Source organism: Bradyrhizobium sp. CCBAU 53415, assembly GCF_028128735.1.
Classification (GTDB): Bacteria; Pseudomonadota; Alphaproteobacteria; order Rhizobiales; family Xanthobacteraceae; genus Bradyrhizobium.
In genome coordinates this window covers 265005-284711 of sequence record NZ_LBJF01000027.1, presented here as the reverse complement: position 1 = coordinate 284711, position 19707 = coordinate 265005, and the positions used below count along the sequence as shown (strand labels likewise).

15 protein-coding genes are annotated in these 19707 nt (G+C 64.8%); 4 read left to right on the top strand and 11 right to left on the bottom strand.

Features of this window, described 5'->3' with window-relative positions; translation table 11 throughout:
• Window positions 1-6: 6 nt before the first annotated feature.
• From XH87_RS29585 to XH87_RS29575, 3 genes are all read right to left on the bottom strand, one after another.
• The gene (locus XH87_RS29585) at window positions 7-1677 is read right to left on the bottom strand and encodes a regulator (protein ID WP_271589950.1); all 1671 of its coding nucleotides are present in this window, start codon (window positions 1675-1677) and stop codon (window positions 7-9) included.
• Between the two features lie 10 nt (window positions 1678-1687).
• Complete coding sequence (locus tag XH87_RS29580; protein ID WP_035713742.1) at window positions 1688-2386, bottom strand: cysteine hydrolase family protein; 699 nt, start codon at window positions 2384-2386, stop codon at window positions 1688-1690.
• A 305-nt stretch (window positions 2387-2691) separates the two neighbouring features.
• Complete coding sequence (locus XH87_RS29575; RefSeq protein ID WP_271589949.1) at window positions 2692-3645, bottom strand: hypothetical protein; 954 nt, start codon at window positions 3643-3645, stop codon at window positions 2692-2694.
• Between the two features lie 174 nt (window positions 3646-3819).
• Between XH87_RS29575 and XH87_RS29570 the strand changes: the two genes are divergently transcribed.
• Window positions 3820-7296 (top strand): indolepyruvate ferredoxin oxidoreductase family protein, encoded by a 3477-nt coding sequence (locus tag XH87_RS29570; RefSeq protein WP_271589948.1) that lies wholly within the window; start codon window positions 3820-3822, stop codon window positions 7294-7296.
• A 141-nt stretch (window positions 7297-7437) separates the two neighbouring features.
• Here XH87_RS29570 and XH87_RS29565 read toward each other — a convergent pair whose 3' ends face one another.
• From XH87_RS29565 to XH87_RS29550, 4 genes are all read right to left on the bottom strand, one after another.
• Window positions 7438-9159, bottom strand: a complete 1722-nt coding sequence (locus tag XH87_RS29565; protein WP_271589947.1) for an FAD-dependent oxidoreductase — start codon at window positions 9157-9159, stop codon at window positions 7438-7440.
• A gap of 58 nt (window positions 9160-9217) precedes the next feature.
• The gene (locus XH87_RS29560; protein WP_158667919.1) at window positions 9218-10237 is read right to left on the bottom strand and encodes a S1C family serine protease; all 1020 of its coding nucleotides are present in this window, start codon (window positions 10235-10237) and stop codon (window positions 9218-9220) included.
• A gap of 91 nt (window positions 10238-10328) precedes the next feature.
• Window positions 10329-10778 (bottom strand): hypothetical protein, encoded by a 450-nt coding sequence (locus XH87_RS29555; RefSeq protein WP_271589946.1) that lies wholly within the window; start codon window positions 10776-10778, stop codon window positions 10329-10331.
• A gap of 7 nt (window positions 10779-10785) precedes the next feature.
• The gene (locus XH87_RS29550; RefSeq protein ID WP_271589945.1) at window positions 10786-12384 is read right to left on the bottom strand and encodes a GMC family oxidoreductase; all 1599 of its coding nucleotides are present in this window, start codon (window positions 12382-12384) and stop codon (window positions 10786-10788) included.
• 199 nt (window positions 12385-12583) lie between these two features.
• Between XH87_RS29550 and XH87_RS29545 the strand changes: the two genes are divergently transcribed.
• Entirely contained in the window at window positions 12584-13372 is a 789-nt protein-coding gene (locus tag XH87_RS29545) for a thermonuclease family protein (RefSeq protein WP_271589944.1), read from the top strand.
• Between the two features lie 320 nt (window positions 13373-13692).
• Here XH87_RS29545 and cyoD read toward each other — a convergent pair whose 3' ends face one another.
• From cyoD to XH87_RS29525, 4 genes are read right to left on the bottom strand one after another with little or no spacing between them, the layout of a single operon-like run.
• Window positions 13693-14079 carry a cytochrome o ubiquinol oxidase subunit IV gene (cyoD, locus tag XH87_RS29540; protein WP_035713688.1) on the bottom strand — a complete coding sequence of 129 codons (387 nt, stop codon included), beginning with the start codon at window positions 14077-14079 and terminating at the stop codon, window positions 13693-13695.
• Window positions 14076-14717 (bottom strand): cytochrome (ubi)quinol oxidase subunit III, encoded by a 642-nt coding sequence (locus tag XH87_RS29535; protein WP_271589943.1) that lies wholly within the window; start codon window positions 14715-14717, stop codon window positions 14076-14078. The genes cyoD and XH87_RS29535 overlap by 4 nt, the downstream gene beginning before the upstream one ends.
• Window positions 14717-16717, bottom strand: coding sequence for a cytochrome o ubiquinol oxidase subunit I (cyoB, locus tag XH87_RS29530; RefSeq protein ID WP_271589942.1), 2001 nt, complete (start codon window positions 16715-16717; stop codon window positions 14717-14719). Before cyoB ends, XH87_RS29535 begins: the two co-directional genes overlap by 1 nt.
• Complete coding sequence (locus tag XH87_RS29525) at window positions 16707-17540, bottom strand: cytochrome ubiquinol oxidase subunit II (protein WP_271589941.1); 834 nt, start codon at window positions 17538-17540, stop codon at window positions 16707-16709. The genes cyoB and XH87_RS29525 overlap by 11 nt, the downstream gene beginning before the upstream one ends.
• A gap of 239 nt (window positions 17541-17779) precedes the next feature.
• On the opposite strand from XH87_RS29525, the gene XH87_RS29520 reads away from it, so the two are divergent.
• Window positions 17780-18580 (top strand): SDR family NAD(P)-dependent oxidoreductase, encoded by an 801-nt coding sequence (locus tag XH87_RS29520; RefSeq protein ID WP_271589940.1) that lies wholly within the window; start codon window positions 17780-17782, stop codon window positions 18578-18580.
• Window positions 18581-18755: 175 nt separating this feature from the next.
• Window positions 18756-19685 (top strand): glycine/sarcosine/betaine reductase selenoprotein B family protein, encoded by a 930-nt coding sequence (locus XH87_RS29515; protein ID WP_035713674.1) that lies wholly within the window; start codon window positions 18756-18758, stop codon window positions 19683-19685.
• Window positions 19686-19707 lie beyond the last annotated feature (22 nt).

The following is a 19707-nucleotide window of genomic DNA, read 5'->3' as shown; positions in this document are numbered from 1 at the left end:
CCGCGCCTATTCCGCCGGAGCGGCCGACATCTCCGGATGCGCGGCATAGTGTTCGCTGGCGCCGAGCTTGCTGGCCGCGAACAGGCCGGCTGCCATCACGGCGTAGGCCAACGCCACTGCGGGCGTGACGCCGAAGCCGCCGCCGATGCCGACGGCTTCGCCGTGCATGAAGCCGAAATAGGTGAGCACGGCACCGACCAGAGCAAAGCTCGATGCCTTCTCGAAGTCGCGCTCGATGATGAAGACGCCGATCGCGCCGAGGATCAGACCACCGAGGATGGAGCCGCCGCCCATCACCTCCAATCCGTGATAGAACACGCCCTGCTGCGGCAGCGCGGCGATGGCGGCAGCCTTGACCGCGTCGGCCTTGTCGGCGGCGAGCCCGCCGACGCTGGTCGCCGCCATCATTGTCGAGCCCAGCATGGTGTCGATCTGGAGCTTGGCCCAGGCGGCAAGATGTGGGGTCAGCGCCAGCACGATCGCGGGCGCATGCTTCACCGGCGTGGTCTGGAACGCCTGCGCGCCGATCAGCATGCCGATGTAGAGCAGGATCGGCGAGATCGCGACGACGGGCACGAGTGCCAGCAGGACCGAGATGATGCCGAACCAGGCCAGCACGACCACCATGATGCCAGTCGCCGCCGAGTAACCGATCCGGCCGCCCATCGCCTTCCAGCCGGGATGGCCGATGTAGACGGCGTTGATGAAGGGATTGCCCATCAGGCAGCCGATCAGGCTGACGACGCCGTCGGCGGTCAGCACGCGCGTGGTCGGATATTCGTCGCCGGCAGCCTCGGCGCTCTCGACATTGTCCATGGCCTCGACGAGGTCATAGATGCCGAACGGGATGGCGGTGACCAGTATGATGCCGAGGAATTCGAAGCCGGAGAAGACGTAGCCCACCGCCGGGATCGGCACCGAGAAGCCGAAATTGGCAAACGCAGCGCCGACGCCCTTGAGGCTCAAGCCGCCAAGGCCGAGCCCGAACAGGTTCGAGCCCCAGGCGATGATCATGCCGGCGGCAATGGCGACGAGACCTGCGGGAATCCCGCGCCAGTATTTCACGCCGCCGAACCAGCTCACCAGGATGATGGCGAAGCAGACCAGCCCGATCTGCGGCGTCATGTACATTTCAAGCGCGGGCCGCATCGAGATGAAGGTGACGGAGACGCCGGCAAGCGTGCCGAGCAGCGCCGCGCGCGGCGTGATCTTGCGGATGAAGGGCGCAATGAAGCCGCCGATCATGAGGATGAAGCTCTGGAAGAACACCCAGACGAGGCCCGCGGACCAGCCCTTGAGCGGATCACCGGTCTTCAGCGTGATCGGCAGCATGATCACGAAGGTGACGATGAACATGTGCGGCACGCTGACGCCCGAGGGCAGCGCGCAGACATCGTTGCGGCCGGTCTTCTGCGCAAGCCGGTAGGCGAGGTACGCATAATAGAAGGTGGACAGGCACATCATCAGCCCGAGGGCGGGCAGGATGCGGCCGAACACCAGACTGTCCGGCATCTTCAGCACGAAGCGCAAGAGGCCCGTGAGCACCAGCATGTTGACGAGGATGTTGGTGCCGAAGCCGAAGAAAGCGTTCCAGTCGCCCGATGTCCATAGCGCCGGCTTGAACCCGGACGTATTGATCTCAGATTTGCCGGCCGCCGTGCCCGTCAATGTGCTCATGATGTTACCCCTATGTGGTCGAAACCTTCATCGCCTCCAGGACTGCGGCTGAGTTCGCAACCCAGCCGAAGATGCCGCCCTGGGCCTTGATCATCTTCAGGCCCATCTCGTGAAATTCGGGGAAGTAGGATGCGCAGCCGTCGGAGATGACGACGCAGCGATAGCCGCGGTCATTGGCCTCGCGCACGGTGGTGTTGACGCACACTTCCGTCGTGACGCCGCACACCAGCAGGTTCTCGATGCCGTACTTCTCGAGGACGTCGCCGAGCTCGGTGGCGTAGAAGGCGCCCTTGCCCGGCTTGTCGATCACGATTTCGCTGTCGAGCGGATAGAGCTCGGGAATGATGTCGTGACCGGCCTCACCCCGAATGAGAATGCGCCCCATCGGACCGGGGTCGCCGATGCGAAGGCTCGGCGCGCCGCGTTCGACCTTCGCCGGTGGCGCGTCGGAGAGATCGGGCAGATGTCCCTCGCGCGTGTGGATGACCAGCATGCCGGTGTCGCGCGCCGCTGTCAGCACCGCGCCGATCGGCTTCACCGCGCGTGCAAGCTGGCTGACGTCGTTGCCGAGCGTCTCACCAAAGCCGCCGGGCTCCATGAAGTCGCGCTGCATGTCGATGATGAGAAGCGCGGTGGCGGGCCAGTCGAGCTTGATCGGCTCGGGCTCTGCGCCGATGACGCCCTTTGTCGGCTTGGCTGAGTTCAACATGACGCAGGCCCCGCAAGAACTCTCTTGGCCAGGAGTTCTGCAAGCGCCGTGCCATTGTGTACAATTGCAGTGGGGTGCGGGTGGCGAGGAAATCCGTTGTATAGTCAGAATGTTACGCCGGCGATCGATTTCTGCTTATTCCCTGAGCGACGGCTTTGCGACGTGCATTTGCCTAGAGGTTGAGCGCTCTCCACTGGTCATTCCGGGTGGCGCGAAGCCTCGAGCCCGGAATCCATCGGGCGCCAAAGTCCGCGGTAAAATGGATTCCGGGCTCGCGCTGAGCGCGCCCCGGAATGACGAGGAGACTACCGCCCTGCCCCATACAGCCGCCGATACTCTTCCTCGTACGGCGCGTAAGAGTCCTTCAGCGTCGCCATGTTCAGCAACATGGTCGCGACCATCGTGCCCGCCTTGTCGAACACACGTGTCTTCACCCAGGCGCTTTCGGTGCGGCGGCTGCCGGAGAGCGCGACGACCTCGCGCTCGACTTCGTACTCCTCGTCGACGAAGAGCGGGCCCTTCACCAGCCTGATCTCCTGATCGGCAAACAGGCCGACGGCCGGACCCTTGGCCGGCAGCGGATCGTCCTTGGAGCGGTACTGGAACAGCACGCTCAGCATCTCCATCGGGATGAAGGGCTTGCCCCACGGATTGTCCGCGCCCGAATAATAGGGCGAGTTCTCGGTGATGACGGCGAGCTTCTGTCGAAGGGAAAACGGATAAAGGTCGCCCATGTTCTGGTCGAACGCCATGCGCACCGCCTGACGCTTGCCGGTCTGCGCCACCTTCACATCGCGCAAGATCACGGGATCCGTGAGCGGCTTGAGCTCGCCGAGGCGCGCCTCGAGCGCGGTCGCAACCGACGCATCGCCGACCGAGGCCGTACCGCGCAGCACCTCGGTGCCGTCGCGCTTGACCATCTGAATTCGGCACTGGTTCGTGCCGGGCAATGGCTTCGACAGGATCGCCTGCACCTCCTCACCTTCGTAGCAGACACTGCGATAATGCGCGGACAGGCAGCCCGTCTCGAACCAGGCACGTCCCCAGAGCCGTTCGCCGAGCGGCGCGAACTGGCTGAAATGCGTCGGTCCCTCGATCGTACCCCCCTTGAAGCCGAGCTTTTGCGCGGTGGTGTCATCGTGGATGGAGGCGTGCGCATCGTAAGTCTGCGCTTGCAGCATCTGACGCGGCTGGCGCCACGGGCCGATCAGCGCCTCGGCGGTCTCGGTGATCTCAGTGTCGAATGCGTTCGCGGCCATGATGTTCTCCACAATCAGCCATGACTAGCAGGACCGCCACGGATGCGGCCAGCGATATTGACTTCGCCGGCCCATGCTTTTGACTGTCACAATTCGCGTCGCGCAGCCGCAATCCCTCCCGCAGCGCAAACCCCAAGCCGTATTCAAGCCGAACGAAAGACAAGGACTCCCGAAATGACGCTGATGCAGGTCGAGCTGGACGATAAATACCGGCTCGAATCGAAGCGGATCTTCCTGTCCGGCACCCAGGCTCTGGTCCGCCTGCCCATGTTGCAGCGCGAACGCGACCGGCTACAGGGGCTCAACACCGGCGGCTTCATTTCCGGCTATCGCGGTTCTCCGCTCGGCATGTACGACCACGCGCTGTGGCGGGCGAAGCCGCACCTCCAGCAGCACGACATCGCCTTCGTGCCCGGCCTGAACGAGGACTTAGCTGCAACCGCCGTGTGGGGCAGCCAGCAGGTTGGCCTGTTTCCCGGCGCCAAGGTCGATGGCGTGTTCGGCATCTGGTATGGCAAGGGCCCCGGTGTCGATCGCTCGGTCGATGCGCTCAAGCATGCCAACGCGGCCGGCACTTCGCTCAATGGCGGCGTGCTGGCGCTCGCCGGCGACGACCATGGCTGCCAGTCCTCGACCTTGGCGCATCAGAGCGAGCAGGTGTTCGCGGCGGCGCTGATCCCCGTGATCAATCCGGCAACGCTGCAGGACTATCTCGACCTCGGCCTCTACGGCTTCGCGTTGTCCCGCTTCTCGGGCTGCTGGGTCGGCTTCAAGGCGATCAGCGAGACCGTCGAGAGCTCGGCGTCGATCTATAGCGACCCCGAACGTATCCAGATCAGGCTGCCCGACGATTTCGAGATGCCGCCCGGCGGCCTCAACATCCGCTGGCCCGATCCGCCGCTCGATGCCGAGAAGCGCCTGTTCGGTCCGAAGATGGAAGCGGTGCAGGCCTTCGCCCGCGCCAACCAGCTCGACCGCATCGTGCTCGATTCCAAGCCGGCACGGCTCGGCATCGTCGCGACCGGCAAGGCCTATCTCGACCTGCGCCAGGCGCTCGCCGACTTGGGCATAACCGACAAGGACGCCCAGGATCTCGGCCTTCGCATCTACAAGGTCGCGATGACCTGGCCGCTGGAGGAAAGCGGCGCCAGGCGTTTCGCCGAAGGTCTTCAAGATGTACTGGTGGTCGAGGAGAAGCGCGGCTTCATCGAAGACCAGCTGATGCGCATTCTCTACAATATCGATGCGTCCAGACGCCCGACCGTCACGGGCAAGCGCGACGAGCGCGGCGCGCCGCTGCTGCCGAGCGAGGGCGAACTGACGCCGACCATCGTCGCGTCCGCGCTCGTGGCGCGCTTGCGCAAGCTCGGCCATCACAGCCCGGTGCTGGAGCAGCGCCTTGCCCGGCTCGAGGCGTTCGACCACCCCCTCACCGCCAGCGCGCCGATCAAGCTCGCGCGCACGCCGTTCTTCTGCTCGGGCTGCCCGCACAACACCTCGACGCGCGTGCCCGAAGGAAGCCGCGCCATGGCCGGCATCGGCTGTCACGGCATGGCCCTGAGCATGCCGACCCGCCGCACCGACCTGATCTCGCATATGGGCGCCGAGGGCGTGAACTGGATCGGCCAGTCGCCCTTCACCACCGAGAAGCACATCTTCCAGAACCTCGGCGACGGCACCTATACCCATTCCGGATTGCTGGCGCTGCGCGCGGCTTCGGCCGCCGGCATCAGCATCACCTACAAGATCCTCTACAACGATGCCGTTGCGATGACCGGCGGCCAGCCGGCTGAGGGTGCCTTCAACGTCGCCCAGATCGCGCATCAGGTCTGGGCCGAGGGCGTCAAGCGGCTCGCAATCGTCTCGGACGATCCCACGAAATATCCGGCCGGGAATTACTTCCCGCAGGGCGCGACCATCCATCACCGCCGCGAGCTCGATGCCGTGCAGCGCGAGCTGCGCGACATCAAGGGCCTCACCGTCATCATCTACGACCAGACCTGCGCCGCCGAGAAGCGCCGCCGCCGCAAGCGCGGGCTGTATCCTGATCCCGCCAAGCGCGCCTTCATCAACGAGCTGGTCTGCGAAGGCTGCGGCGACTGCTCGCAGGCCTCCAACTGCGTCTCGGTGCAGCCGCTGGAGACCGAGTTCGGTCGCAAGCGCCAGATCGACCAGTCGAACTGCAACAAGGACTTCTCCTGCGTCGAGGGCTTCTGCCCGAGCTTCGTCACCGTGCATGGCGGCACGCTGAAGCGGATGAAGACCTCGGCGGTGGATTCCGGCCAGCTGTTCGCCGATCTGCCGCTGCCGCCCGCGCGCGAGCTCGACGGCCCCTACAACATCCTCGTCACCGGCATCGGCGGCACCGGTGTCATCACCATCGGCGCGCTGCTCGGCATGGCCGCCCATGTCGACGGCCGCGGCTGCTCGGCGCTCGACTTCACCGGCCTGTCGCAGAAGAACGGCGCCGTGATGAGCCATGTCCGCATCGCACGGAGGCCGGAGGACATCTCCGCGGTCCGCATCACCACCGGCGGCGCCGACGTCATCCTCGGCTGCGACATGATCGTCTCGGCAGGTCCCTCCGCGCTTAGCCGCGCCGAGCGCGGCGTGACCAAGGCCTACATCAACGCCGACCTGCAGCCGACCGCAAGCTTCGTGCAAAACCCCGATCTCGACTTCGAGATGGGCACGATGCAGACCGTGCTGCGCGACGCCATCGGCGACAAGAACCTCGACATCATCGACGCCACGGGCATTGCCGCGGCGCTGATGGGCGACAGCATCGCGACCAACCCCTTCATGCTCGGCTTCGCTTTCCAGAAGGGCGCGATCCCGCTGTCGCTGGAGGCCCTGCTCCGCGCCATCGAGATCAACGGCGCCGCGATCGAGATGAACAAGCTCGCCTTCACCTGGGGGCGGCTCGCCGCCCACGACATGTCGCGGGTGCGCAGCGTGCTGCAGTTCAAGAACCGGGCGTCCGCGCCGACGAAGTCGCTCGACGACATCATCGCGACCCGCGTGGAGTTTTTGACCGCCTATCAGGACAGGGCGTATGCCGATCGTTACCTTGCGGCCGTTACCAAGGTGCGTGAGGCGGAGAGCGCAGCCTCGCCCGCATCCACGGAGCTGACCGAGGCCATCGCGAAAAACCTGTTCAAGCTGATGTCCTACAAGGACGAATACGAGGTCGCACGACTCTACACCGACGGCAGCTTTGCCAGGAAGGTGTCGGAAAAGTTCGACGGGGACTTCACGCTGAAGTACCACCTCGCCCCGCCGATCTTCGCGCAGCGCGACAAGGTGACGGGTCGGCTCCAGAAACAGGAATTCGGCGGCTGGATGATCCATGCCTTCCGCGTTCTCGCAAAGCTCAAGTTCCTGCGCGGCGGCCTGTTCGATCCGTTCGGCCGCACCGAGGAGCGCCGGACCGAGCGGAAGCTGATCGCGGATTATCTTGGCATGATCGATCAGCGGATCGCCGGGCTGAGGGCGGAGCAGATTCCGCTGCTCGCACGGCTTGCGCGTGTGCCGGAAACGATCCGCGGCTTCGGCCATGTCAAGGAAGCCAGCATCAAGCTGGCGGCGGCCGAGACGGCGCGGCTGGAAGCGGAGCTGGAAAACAGCCGCTTTGCAGCAGCAGCGGAGTAACCGTTAGAAGGGCGAAGGCTTCTCGTCGTCGTTGCGAGGAGCCCTTGCGATGAAGCAATCCAGAATCCCGCCGAAGAAACAGCCCGGATTGCTTCGCTTCGCTCGCAATGACGGAAATTGTGGAGACAGAGGAGACGACAGTCAGGCAGATGCTTTCGTGGCACCCGACGCCGCCACGCTCCCCTCAGCCAGATGCCGCCCCGCGATATACCCGAACGTCAGCGCCGGCCCGAGGGTGATGCCCGGACCCGGACAATTGCCGTTCATGATCGAGGCCATGTCGTTGCCGCAGGCATAGAGGCCCGCGATCGGCGTGCCATCCTTGCGCAGCACCCGCGCCTGCGCATCCACCGTCATGCCGATGGCTGTGCCGAGATCCGCCGGATAGATGCGCAGCGCGAAGAACGGCGCGCGGACGATCGGCGCGACGCAAGGATTGGGCCTGAGTGTGGCATCGCCGAGATGGCGCTGATAGGTGGTGCTGCCGCGACCGAATTCGGGATCGCGCCCCTCCTTCGCATCGGCGTTGTAGGCCGCAATCGTGGCCGAGAGCGTAGACGGCTTGATGCCCATCTTCGCCGCCAGCTGTGCAACGTCAGGGGCCCGGATCAACTCGCCGCTTGCGACATAGCGCCGGACACGGCGTGTGAACGGCTTGATACGGCCGAGGCCATAGCTCCACAGGAAATCGCGGTCGCAGATCAAGTAAAATGGAAGATCCGGCTCACCATTGCCATCGCGGAACATTGCGAGCACGAACTCGTGGTAGGACAGCGCCTCGTTGACGAAACGCCTGCCGGCCGCGTTGACGGCGATCACGCCGGGCTTGGCGCGGTCTGTCACCATGTGCGGGAACACGCCGCGGCTGCCATCGGTGCGGCGGAACAGCGAGACCGGGACCCAATAGGCTGCGCTCGTCGCGTCCGTATTGAGCGCTGCACCGGCCGCAATCGCGAGCCGAATCCCGTCGCCCGTACCCGACGCACAGGCTGCTGAGATGAAGCCTGCCCCGGCCGGGAAGAAGCGTTTGCGCAAGCTGACATCGTACGAGAAGCCACCAGTCGCGAGCACCACGCCGCGGCGCGCCGCGATCAGGCGGTCGCGGGCGCCGTGGCGGATCACCACACCGGCGACACGCTCGTCCCGCATCGACAAGTCCTCGACATCGGCGCTGAAGAGGATCTCGACCCGCCGCGCCAGCAGCGTGGCATACAGCTGCGCGGCGAGCGCATTGCCGGGATGCAGTATCGTGCCGTGCGGCGATCGCAAGCGTTGGCACGCATACGAAGAAAACAACTGCACCGCACGCAAGGTCGAGCGCAGCGACGTTCCGATCCGGCCTAGATGCGAAATGTCGAGGCGGTTGACCATCATCCCGCCGAACCGCGGGCACTCCGGCAGCGGTGGCCGCAATCGCGCCAAACTCTTTCCCAGCCAGACGCCGTCGAAAGCAACCGGCTCCAGCACGCGGCCGCCGCGCGTCGCGCCCAGCCGTTCCGGATAATAGTCCGGATAGTCCTTCACCGGCTGGAGCCGCACCGCGGTGTTGGCTTCGAGATAGCCGATCGCCTCCGGTCCGCGCGCGAGGAAGGCGGCGCGCAGGCCGGCATTGGCGGGCTCAGGCACCGTGCTCGACAGATACCGAACTGCGTCCGTGATACTGTCCGACAACCCCGCCTCCATCTTGGCATTGGCGGGAATCCAGATCATGCCGCCGGACCAGGCAGTGGTGCCGCCGACGAAGGCGGTCTTCTCGATCACCAGCACGCGCAGGCCTTCAGCGGCGGCGACGGCCGCGGCCGTCATGCCACCGGCACCGGCCCCGATGACAATGACGTCGTAGGTCTCGTGCGCCGGCATCATGCGGCAAGGTTCCGTGAGCGAGGCATGACGCCGTCATACCGCGCCCCCGGGCTCGCAGCTAGCGCGCCTTCTTGCGCTCGATCGGATCGATATCGATCGCCCGCAGCCGGCCGAGCCGCAACACGTCCATGGCAAGCCGCCGGCCGATCCGGTCGCGGTCGAGCACGCGGATCAGATCATCGACGCCGTTGATCTCGACGCCGTCGAGCCTGATCACGACGTCGCCAGGCAACAGGCCCGCCTTGGCCGCAGGTCCATCCGGCTCGATCTGCATCAAGAGCGCGCCCATCTTGTTGTCGACGCCGGCCAGCACCGCGTGCCGGCGCGGGACCGGCGCGGTCTGGCCGGCAACGCCGATATAGGCGCGGCGGACATAGCCGTGGCGGATGATCTCCGACAGCACGAATTGCGCGGTGTTGCTGGCAACCGCAAAGCAGATGCCTTGCGCGCCGTTGATGATGGCGGTGTTGATGCCGATCACCTCGGCATTCGACGACACCAGCGGCCCGCCCGAATTGCCGGGATTGAGCGCGGCATCGGTCTGGATCACGTCCTCGATGGTGCGCCCGCTGACGGAACGGATCGAACGCCCCAGCGCGGAGACCACGCCGGCCGTCACGGTCGATTCGAACCCGAGCGGATTGCCGATCGCGATCACCAGCTGGCCACGCCGAAGGCTCTTGGAGTTGCCGAGCGCGGCATAGGGCAAGTGGCGCACGCCGTTGGCGCGCAGGAGCGCAAGATCCGTGTCGGGATCGACGCCGAGCACCTGCGCGTCGCCGACATGACCCTCGACGTCGCGCAGCCGAATCTCCTTCGAAGTGCCGACCACGTGGCTATTGGTGAGCACGAGTCCATCCGGCGAGATCACGATGCCCGAGCCGAGCCCGCCGCGCTCGCGGCCGTTCGGCACCTTCGGCCCGGTCTCGACGCGCACGACCGCGGGACCGACACGGTCGGTCACGTCGATCACCGCATTGGAATAGGCGTCCAGCAGGGCCCCGTCGTCGACAGGGGCAGATGGTGTCGTTCGCGATGACGATGCGTCATCGACGATATCTGAGGTGAAGTCCAACATGGCAAGAGTCCTTGAGGCTCACACAGATGGTGGCCTGCTCCCTGCCGCGCAAGGTGCCCGCCTGGAGCGCTGGGCTGGACTGCCCAGATGGCTAGGTCGCCCGCCGCAGCGTGCCCGCCCGCGCCTTGACCGGGTCGAGCAACGACCAGTGGCCGTCCGGCAGCACATGCCCCTTGGGGAACGGTGCGCGCGGCTCCAGCCCAAGCGAGCGCAGCACGCGGTCGTCGCGGTAGTAGCATTGCAGGACCACGCGGACGAGCGTTGCCGCGGCGACACCGCCGTGCTTGCGGAACTCTTGCGCCACGGCATCGCGCCGCCCGGCATCGAGCTCGGCCAGCGGCCCTCCCGCCAGCCGCGCCAAATGCTCCAGCGCCGCTACCACCAGCTTGGAGTCGCGGCCGAGCGTCGCCTGGAGATCGGCCTGGATCGCAGCATCGTCGGCGCCGGGCACCTTGTACTCGTCGCTGGCGGGAATAATCATTCCGGCGACGACGCGAAGGTCGTCTCGTTGCCTGCGTGTCAGTTGATTGTCTGCGGTCATGACGATCTCAATCGAACAAATTGGCGAGGCGCTGCTTCATCTGGTCGGCGATGTAGAGCGCGAGGGCCTGGATGGTTGACGTCGGGTTCACGCCGCCCGAGGTGACGAAGATGCTGCCGTCGACGATGAAGAGGTTCTTCACGTCATGCGAGCGGCCCCATTCGTTGACCACGGAACGTTCGGGGTCGGTGCCCATGCGCGCGGTGCCGAGCAGGTGCCAGCCGCCCCAGGGGATCGGATTGTTGATGCAGATGTCGGTCGCGCCGGCGGTCTCGAGAATCTCCCGGCCGCGCGCCAACCCGTGCTCCATCATTTTCCGGCTGTTCTCGCTGATCGTATAGTCGATCTTGGGCGCAGGGATTCCGTGACCGTCCTTCAGCACGGGATCGAGCGTGACGCGGTTGTGCTCCTCGGGTAGATCCTCGCAGATTGCCGACACCGCGAGCCGATGACCGTTGAGCTTGCGGAATACGCGATGATGGTCGGCGCCCCATGGCAGAATGCCTTTCTGCTCGCTCGCGACCGCCTCGAACACCGGCCCCGCGCCGCGGCCGAACTGGATGCCGTAGCCGCGCACGAAGCCGCGCGACAGGTCGGTGTCGTAAAATTCCTTGCTCCACAGGCAGGTCGGCGGCGCGCGGTTGCTGTCGGTCGGCTCCTTCACAAATCCATAAATTTGCGCATAGGGATGGAACATCAGGTTCTTGCCCACGAGGCCGGACGAATTGGCAAGGCCATTGGGGAAGCGGCCGGATGCGGAGTTCAAAAGCAGCCGCGGCGTGCCGACCCCGTTGCAGGCGATGATGACGACGTGCGCGGGCTGAAACTGCTCGACGCCGTCCTTGTCGTAATAGACCACGCCCGAAGCCATGCCGTTCTCGTCGGTGGTGATCTCCCGCACCCGGCAATGGGTGCGCAGCTCGACGCCGGCGCGGATGGCATGCGGCCAATAGGTGATGTCGGTGGATGACTTCGCGCCCTGCGCGCAGGCGGGCGTACAATGGCCGAGGTTGATGCAGCGCGCCCGGCCCTCATAGTCCATGGTCGCGACCGTCGTGTCCGACGGCCACCAGTGCCAGCCGAGCTTGTTCATGGCCTTGCCGATGATGGCGCCGGACAATCCGAGCGGCTGCTGCGGCATCGGCGGATGCGTCAGCGGCGAGAGTGGATCGCCCGACAGGCCGGACGTGCCCATCATGCGGTCATTCTCTTCGAAGAACGGGGTCAGCGCATCGTAGTCGATCGGCCAGTCGTCGGCGACGCCGTCGAGCGTCTTCACCTTGAAATCGGAGGGATGCAGCCGCGGCCAGTGCGCGGTGTACATCACGGTCGAGCCGCCGACGGCGTTGTAGTTCACCACCTTGATCGGGGAATTGTCGTCGTTGATCGGGTAGTCTTCAGGCCGGCCGCGGACGTTCGGACTCGACGACCATTCCCCGTAGAACTTGGCCTCCCAATCCCGCCCCGTGCTGGGATATTCCGCCGGGTTCATCCAGCCGCCCTGCTCCAGGCAGAGGATGTGCATCTTGGTCTCGGCCAGCGACCACGCCACCGCTGCGCCTGAAGCGCCGGCGCCGATGATCAGGACGTCCACGGGGTCTTTCATCGTAACCTTGTCCTCCCCTCGCCGCTTTCCGGGCGATTCGGCCTTTCGCGGTCAGCGAGGCCGGCGAACGATAGGGTCAGAGCGACGGCCGAGTAAAGCCGCGAGGCCGGAATGTCGCACTTCGCAGGGTGCAGACCATTGGTATCGCCACATCCGGATGCTAGGAACGAGGCGCACGAGCCATCGATAGCGAGACCGTATGTCCTCCCGAAATTTCTTTGCCACCGCCCGCGCCTTTGCGCTCGTTTCGTTTCTCGCCTTGCCCGGATTTCTGGCCTCGTCCGGGCCAGTCTCCGCGCTTACCGGCGCCGCGACGGTCCGTGACGGCAACTCGATCCAGTTCGGCGACGTGACCTATCGGCTGGACGGCGTCGATGCACCCGAGCTGGATCAGATCTGCATCGACGATCACGCCGATGCCTGGACCTGCGGCATCGAGGCCCGCGACCAGCTGGCGAAGCTGATCAACAAGCGCACCGTACGTTGCGACGATGTCGGCCCGGAAAAGAGCTTTGGCAAGCGGCACCGCGCGATCTGCACTGCCGAGGGCGACAAGGCTAGCCTGAACGAGCAACTGATCAAGCTCGGCTTTGCCCTCGCTCGCGAGCCGATCAAGGCCAACTTCAAGCCGGCGGCCACCGAAGCCAAGACGGCGGCGGCCGGGATCTGGAAAGGTTGCTTTGTTGCACCGCAAGATTTCCGGAGCGGCAAGAAGGACGGCGCGCTCCTGGGGGCCGCCTGCCGCCCGGACCGTGACAAGGAAATCCGCGCCGTGCTGTTTCCGGAGGAACTGCCGATGCCGCCCAGCTGCAGCATCAAAGGCAAGCTTGCGGCGCGCGCCCGCGTCACCGGCAATATCGGCATCTATCATCTGCGCGGCTGCCCGAGCTATCCCGCGATAACCAAGCCCGACCGCTGGTTCTGCTCGGAGGACGACGCCCAGGCGGCCGGGTTCCGCAAGGCCTATAATTGCCGCCGGCCAAAGTGAATGGGCGGATTCACACACCCGTGAGTAGTATTTCGGGTACCGTATTGATCCGGAATTGAACTCCGTCGGCAGTTGCTGCATTTGTAAGGATACGCGAGCGCCTTGCGCGAGCGTTTCCTTGGCAACAATCCGGCTCCGGCCCGATTGTCTTTGCTCGGGCGTTTCCTCCCTTGACTTGGCCGCTTGTCACGAACAAGCGGCCTTCTTTTCTATGCACCGCTGTGCAAGCCGAGGCGTCGTGCCCGGGACAAGCCGTGACGCCGTGGGAACGTCAGCCCTCCGAATGCACCGCGACGCCTTGATACGATCGTTGCGCGTCATCACTGCATCCGCATGATCTGGTCCATCGGCGGCATGTTCGCGTTGAGATGCGCCATGATCCAGACCGTCCCGCCCACCACCAGGAAGACGACCAGCAGCCCGAAGGCGAGCGCCAGCACGTTGTTGGTGTTGTCGGGGCCCGTGGTGATGTGCAGGAAGAATACGAGATGCACACCCATCTGTGCGATCGCAAGCACGATCAGCGCGACGGGAATCGAGGGCTGCCAGACCAGATCGGTGCCGGCGATGAAGAACGACGTCGCCGTCAGCAGCAGCGCAAGCGCGAGCCCGACGACGTAACCGAGGATCCTCGTGCCGACACTATGTTGCTCTTCCTCGCCCGGTGCGAGGTCATGCCCGGCCGGCACGTGCGTCTGATCGCTCATGGGGCACCTCCAAGCAGGTAGACGACGGAGAACACCCCGACCCAGATGATGTCGAGTGCATGCCAGAACAGCGCAAAGCACATCATCCTCCGCAACACGTCGGCACGAAATCCCTTGGCGAAGACCTGGGCCATCATGGTCAGGAGCCAGAGCACGCCGGCCGAAACGTGCAGGCCGTGGCAGCCGACCAGCGAGAAGAACGCGGTCAGGAAGGCGCTGCGCGACGGGCCATAGCCGCGCGCGACGAGATCGGCGAACTCACGGAACTCAATGGCAAGGAAGATCAGCCCGAGCACGCATGTCACGGTCATGCCGAGATAGAACCAGAACCGGTTGCGCACGTCGGCAGCGATGCTCGCCATTCCGCAGGTGAAGCTCGATAGAAGCAGGCAGACCGTCTCGATCGCGACATTCCTCTGCTCGAAGATCTCCGCCCCCTTGGGGCCGCCGGCAGTCTGGCCGGACAGCACCGCATAGGCCGCGAAGAAGCAGGAGAACATCACGATGTCGGAGAGCAGGAAGACCCAAAAGCCGTAGGCGGTCACGATCCGCTTCGGCGCCGGCCCGGGATGCTCAATGACAACGCCGACGTGATGGGGATCGGCACGGGCGTGGTCGGCAGTCGCGGTCATCGCCATCAGATTGCTCCCGCCATGCTGACGAGGCTGCGCCGTTCCTCGATATTGATGCGGTCGATGCGGGCGACCTCCTCGGCCGGGATGACGTATTCGTCATGGTCGCGCCAGGCGAACACGACGAAGGTCGCGAACGCGCCGATACCCCCCAGGATCACCATCCACCAGATGTGCCAGATCAGCGCAAAGCCCATGATGGCGGCGAAGAACGCGCAGACGAAGCCGGTCGGCGAATTGCGGGGCATCTCGATGTCCCGATATTCCGGCTGTTCGTGCGCGAGCGACTGCTGCCGGGCGTGGACTTTCATCTCCCAATAGGCGTCCTCGCCGCGCACATCGGGATTGAAGGCGAAGTTGAATACCGGCGGCGGCGACGAGGTCGCCCATTCCAGCGAGCGCCCGTCCCAGGGATCGCCGGTGCGATCGCGCAGCGCCTCGCGGTTGCGGATGCTGATGACGAGCTGCATGATCTGGCAGATCACCCCGATCGTCAGCACGGCCATGCCGACTGCCGCAACGATCATCCAGGGCCGCCAGGCCGCGACGTCATAGTGCTGCATGCGCCTGGTCATGCCGAGCATGCCGGCGATGTAGAGCGGCATGAAGGTGACGTAGAAGCCGAGAAAGGTGAACCAGAACGCGGCCTTGCCCCAGCGCTCGTCGAGGCGGAAGCCGAACGCCTTCGGAAACCAGTATTCGAAGCCGGCGAAGGCGCCGAACAGCACGCCGCCGATGATGACGTTGTGGAAGTGCGCGACCAGGAACATGCTGTTGTGGAGCATGAAGTCGGCCGGCGGCACCGCGACGAGGACGCCCGTCAATCCGCCGATGATGAAGGTGACCATGAAGCCGACCGACCACAACATCGGCGTCGCAAAACGGATGCGGCCGCCATACATCGTGAACAGCCAGTTGTAGATCTTCACGCCGGTCGGTATCGCAATGATCATGCTGGCGATGCCGAAGATGGCATTGACGTCGGGCCCCGCCCCCATCGTGAAAAAATGGTGCAGCCAGACCATGAACGAGACGACGCAGATTGCCATGGTCGCGAGCACCATGGAGCGATAGCCGAACAGCGCCTTGCCGGAAAAGGTCGAGACCACCTCCGAGAAGATGCCGAAGGCCGGCAGCACCAGGATGTAGACCTCCGGATGTCCCCAGGCCCAGATCAAGTTCATGAACATCATGACGTTGCCGCCGGCCTCGTTGGTGAAGAAATGGAAGCCGAGATAGCGGTCGAGCAGCAGCATCGCGAGCGTGGCGGTGAGGATCGGGAAAGCCGCGACGATGAGCAGGTTCGAGGCCAGCGTGGTCCAGCAGAACATCGGCATGCGCAGATAGTTCATGCCCTTCGTGCGCAGCTTCAGCACCGTGGTGACGAGATTGATGCCGGCCACCAGCGTACCGACGCCTGATATCTGGAGCGACCAGGCGTAATAGTCGACGCCGACACCGGGCGAGTAGACAAGCCCCGACAGCGGCGGAAAGGCGAGCCAGCCGGTGCGCGCGAACTCGCCGACCACGAGCGAGACGTTGACCAGCAGTGCGCCGGTCGCAGTCAGCCAGAAGCCGACCGAATTGAGCGTCGGGAACGCAACGTCGCGCACGCCGAGCTGGAGCGGCACGACCAGGTTCATCAGGCCGATCACGAACGGCATCGCCACGAAGAAGATCATGATGGTGCCGTGCGCCGAAAAGATCTGGTTGTAGTGTTCCGGCGGCAGGTAGCCCTGAGACTGATACGCCACCGCCTGCTGGATCCGCATCATGATGGCATCGCTGCCGCCGCGCAGCAGCATCACCGAGGCGAGCAGGATGTACATGACGCCGATGCGCTTGTGATCGACGCTGGTGATCCATTCGCTCCAGAGATAGGGCAGATGTCCCTTCACCACGACCCACGTCAAGACGCCGAGGATTGCGACTAGGACCATCGCGCCGGCAACGAGCGGAATCGGCTGATCGAACGGAATGGCGGACCAATCGAGCTTACCGAGCATCATGGCCTCCACTGTGCGACCGGCCCGCCTCGGATGCGAGCTCCGGCCCTGGCCCCGGCGGAATGTACTGGGTCGCGATCAGGTCGAACAGCCGGGGATCGTCCAGACGGTAGACAGGTCGGCCCTTCTCGATGCCTTGCTGCATCAGCTCCTTGTAGCTGTCCGCGTTCAGCACGGCATCCGTCTTCGCGGTGTTCGCCACCCACTCCGGAAACGCGAGCGGCGAGATGACGTTGACGTCGAACATCATGTCGGGGAAACCGTCGCCGGAGAAATGCGCGGACAGACCCTGGAGCTTGCCTTCATTGTCGGCGCGCAGGTTCAGCTTCGTCACCATGCCGTTCATGGTGTAGATCATGCTGCCGAGCTGCGGGATGAAAAACGTGTTCATCACGCTCGACGATGTCAGCTGGAAATTAAGCTCGGCGCCGGCGGGCACCGTCAACGTGTTGACGGTGGCGATGCGCTGGTCCGGATAGATGAAGAGCCATTTCCAGTCGAGCGAAACGGCCTGGATCCGCACCGGGCTTCCGGTGCCCGGCACCGGCGCGGCCGGATCGAGCTGGTGCGAACCGATCCAGGCGACGCCGCCGAGCAGGATGACCGTGAGTGCAGGGATTGCCCACACCACCATTTCGACGCGGCCGGAATAGACGAACTGGGGCTGAAACCGCGCGCGCGGATTGGAGGCGCGAAACCAGAACGCGAAACCGAGAATCGCGATGATGGTCGGCACCACGATCACGAGCATGATGAAGACGGAATCGACCAAAATGGTGCTGTTGGCCGCAGCCACGGGCCCTTGCGGATCGAGCAGATTCATCGGCAAGCCACTAGCGGTTGGGAAGCCCCGGAAGTGAGCCTAGCGCGGGAAAGGCTCCGGCGGCAAACGCTGCAATCTCGGAACGGTTCCTGGACTGCAAGGGCCAGCCGTGCGCGATGGACCGGCCGCAACATGCAATTCCATGCGATGTCAATGACATGAACGCGGGAGCCACGCCCTTCTCTCCGGTCGGGACGATTGCTAATCTGCACGAAAATGTTGCCCGGGAGTGAACTGAGATGCGCTTGAAGGACAAGGTCGCGATCGTCGTCGGGGCCGGGCAAAGCCCCGGCGAAGGCATGGGCAACGGCCGCGCCACCGCGCTGACCTTTGCGCGCGAGGGCGCGAAGGTCTTGTGCGTCGACCATCATCTGGAATCGGCGCAGGAAACGGTGGCAATGATCACTGCGAAACATGGCACCGCCGCGGCCTTCAAGGCCGACGTGACCAAAGCTGCCGACATCAAGGCGATGGTTGCCGACGCGCAGTCGCGCTGGGGCCGGATCGACGTGCTGCACAACAATGTCGGCGTCAGCCTCGCCGGCGGCGATGCCGAACTGCTGCAATTGACCGAGGAGGCATTCGACCGCGTCGTCGCCATCAATCTGAAGAGCTGCATTCTCGCCGCGAAGGAAGTGATCCCGATCATGCGCGCGCAAGGCGGCGGCGCCATCATCAACATCTCCTCGATGGCGGCGATCACGACCTACCCTTACGTCGCCTACAAGGCGACGAAGTCGGCGATGATCGCCTTCACCGAACAGCTCGCCTACCAGAACGCCGAATACGGCATTCGCGCCAACGTCATCCTGCCCGGCCTGATGAACACGCCGATGGCAGTCGATACCCGGGCCCGCGAATGGCACAAGACCCGCGCCGAGGTCGAAGCCGAGCGCGACAGCAAGGTGCCGCTACGCAGGAAGATGGGCACCGGATGGGATGTGGCGAACGCGGCACTGTTTTTGGCGTCCGATGAGGCGAATTTCATTACGGGCGTGACACTGCCGGTCGATGGCGGAGCCAGTGTGAGAAGGGGGTAGAGCGAGCACGCCACTCTTACCCCGCCCTCCAGAGCCCCGCCAGGGGCGGGCAGGTGGCACCGTTCGCGCGGCTTCATCGTCCATTGCAATTCTGTCTTGCGCCGACCTGCCCCCCGTTGAGCTGCTCCAAAACTATCTCTAGTCTGGCGCCAACCAAGAACCAGGAGACGCGTCCATGTCCGCTCCGCGCGACGATGAATTCGGCTTTGCGCCCGACTACGATTCCCCCGTCCCCTACATGCAGCGCACGCGGGAGTATTACGCGGCGATCGGCTACACCACGCCGTATCGCTGGGCGCATCACACCTCGGCGCCGTTCCAGCCGCTGAAGAAGAAGCTGGCAGAGTCGCGCGTGACCATCGTCACGACCGCTGCGCCCTACGATCCCGCCAAGGGCGACCAGGGGCCGGGCGCGGCGTATAACGGCAGCGCGAAGTTCTACCAGGTCTATGACGGTGACACGTCCAGGCAGCACGACCTTCGCATCTCGCACATCGGCTACGACCGCAAGCACACGAGCGCCACCGACAACGGCACCTGGTTTCCACTGCCGCAGCTGTTGCAGGCGTCCGCCGCCGGGCGGATCGGCGAGGTCGCCCCGCGCTTCTTCGGCGCGCCGACCAACCGCAGCCATCGCGTCACGCTCGACACCGACGCGCCGGAGATCCTGGCACGCTGCCTCGCGGACAAGGTCGACGCCGCGGTGCTGGTGCCGAACTGCCCGGTCTGCCACCAGACCACGGCGCTGGTGGCGCGGCATCTTGAAGCCAACGGCATTCCCACCGTGATCATGGGCTGCGCCAAGGACATCATCGAGCACGCGGCGGTGCCGCGCTTCTTGTTCAGCGACTTCCCACTCGGCAATTCCGCCGGCAAGCCGCATGACGTCGCCTCGCAGGCGCGGACGCTGGAGCTCGCCTTGCGGCTGCTGGAGACCGCGAGCGGCCCGCAAACGACGATGCAGTCGCCGCTGCGCTGGAGCGAGGACGCCTCCTGGAAGCTCGACTACAACAATATCGCGCAGCTTTCGCCGGAAGAGCTCGCCCGCCGCCGCGCCGAATTCGACAAGCAGAAGGAGATCGCGCGCGGCAACCGCGCCGCCTGACGTCCTCCGATAACGACAATCA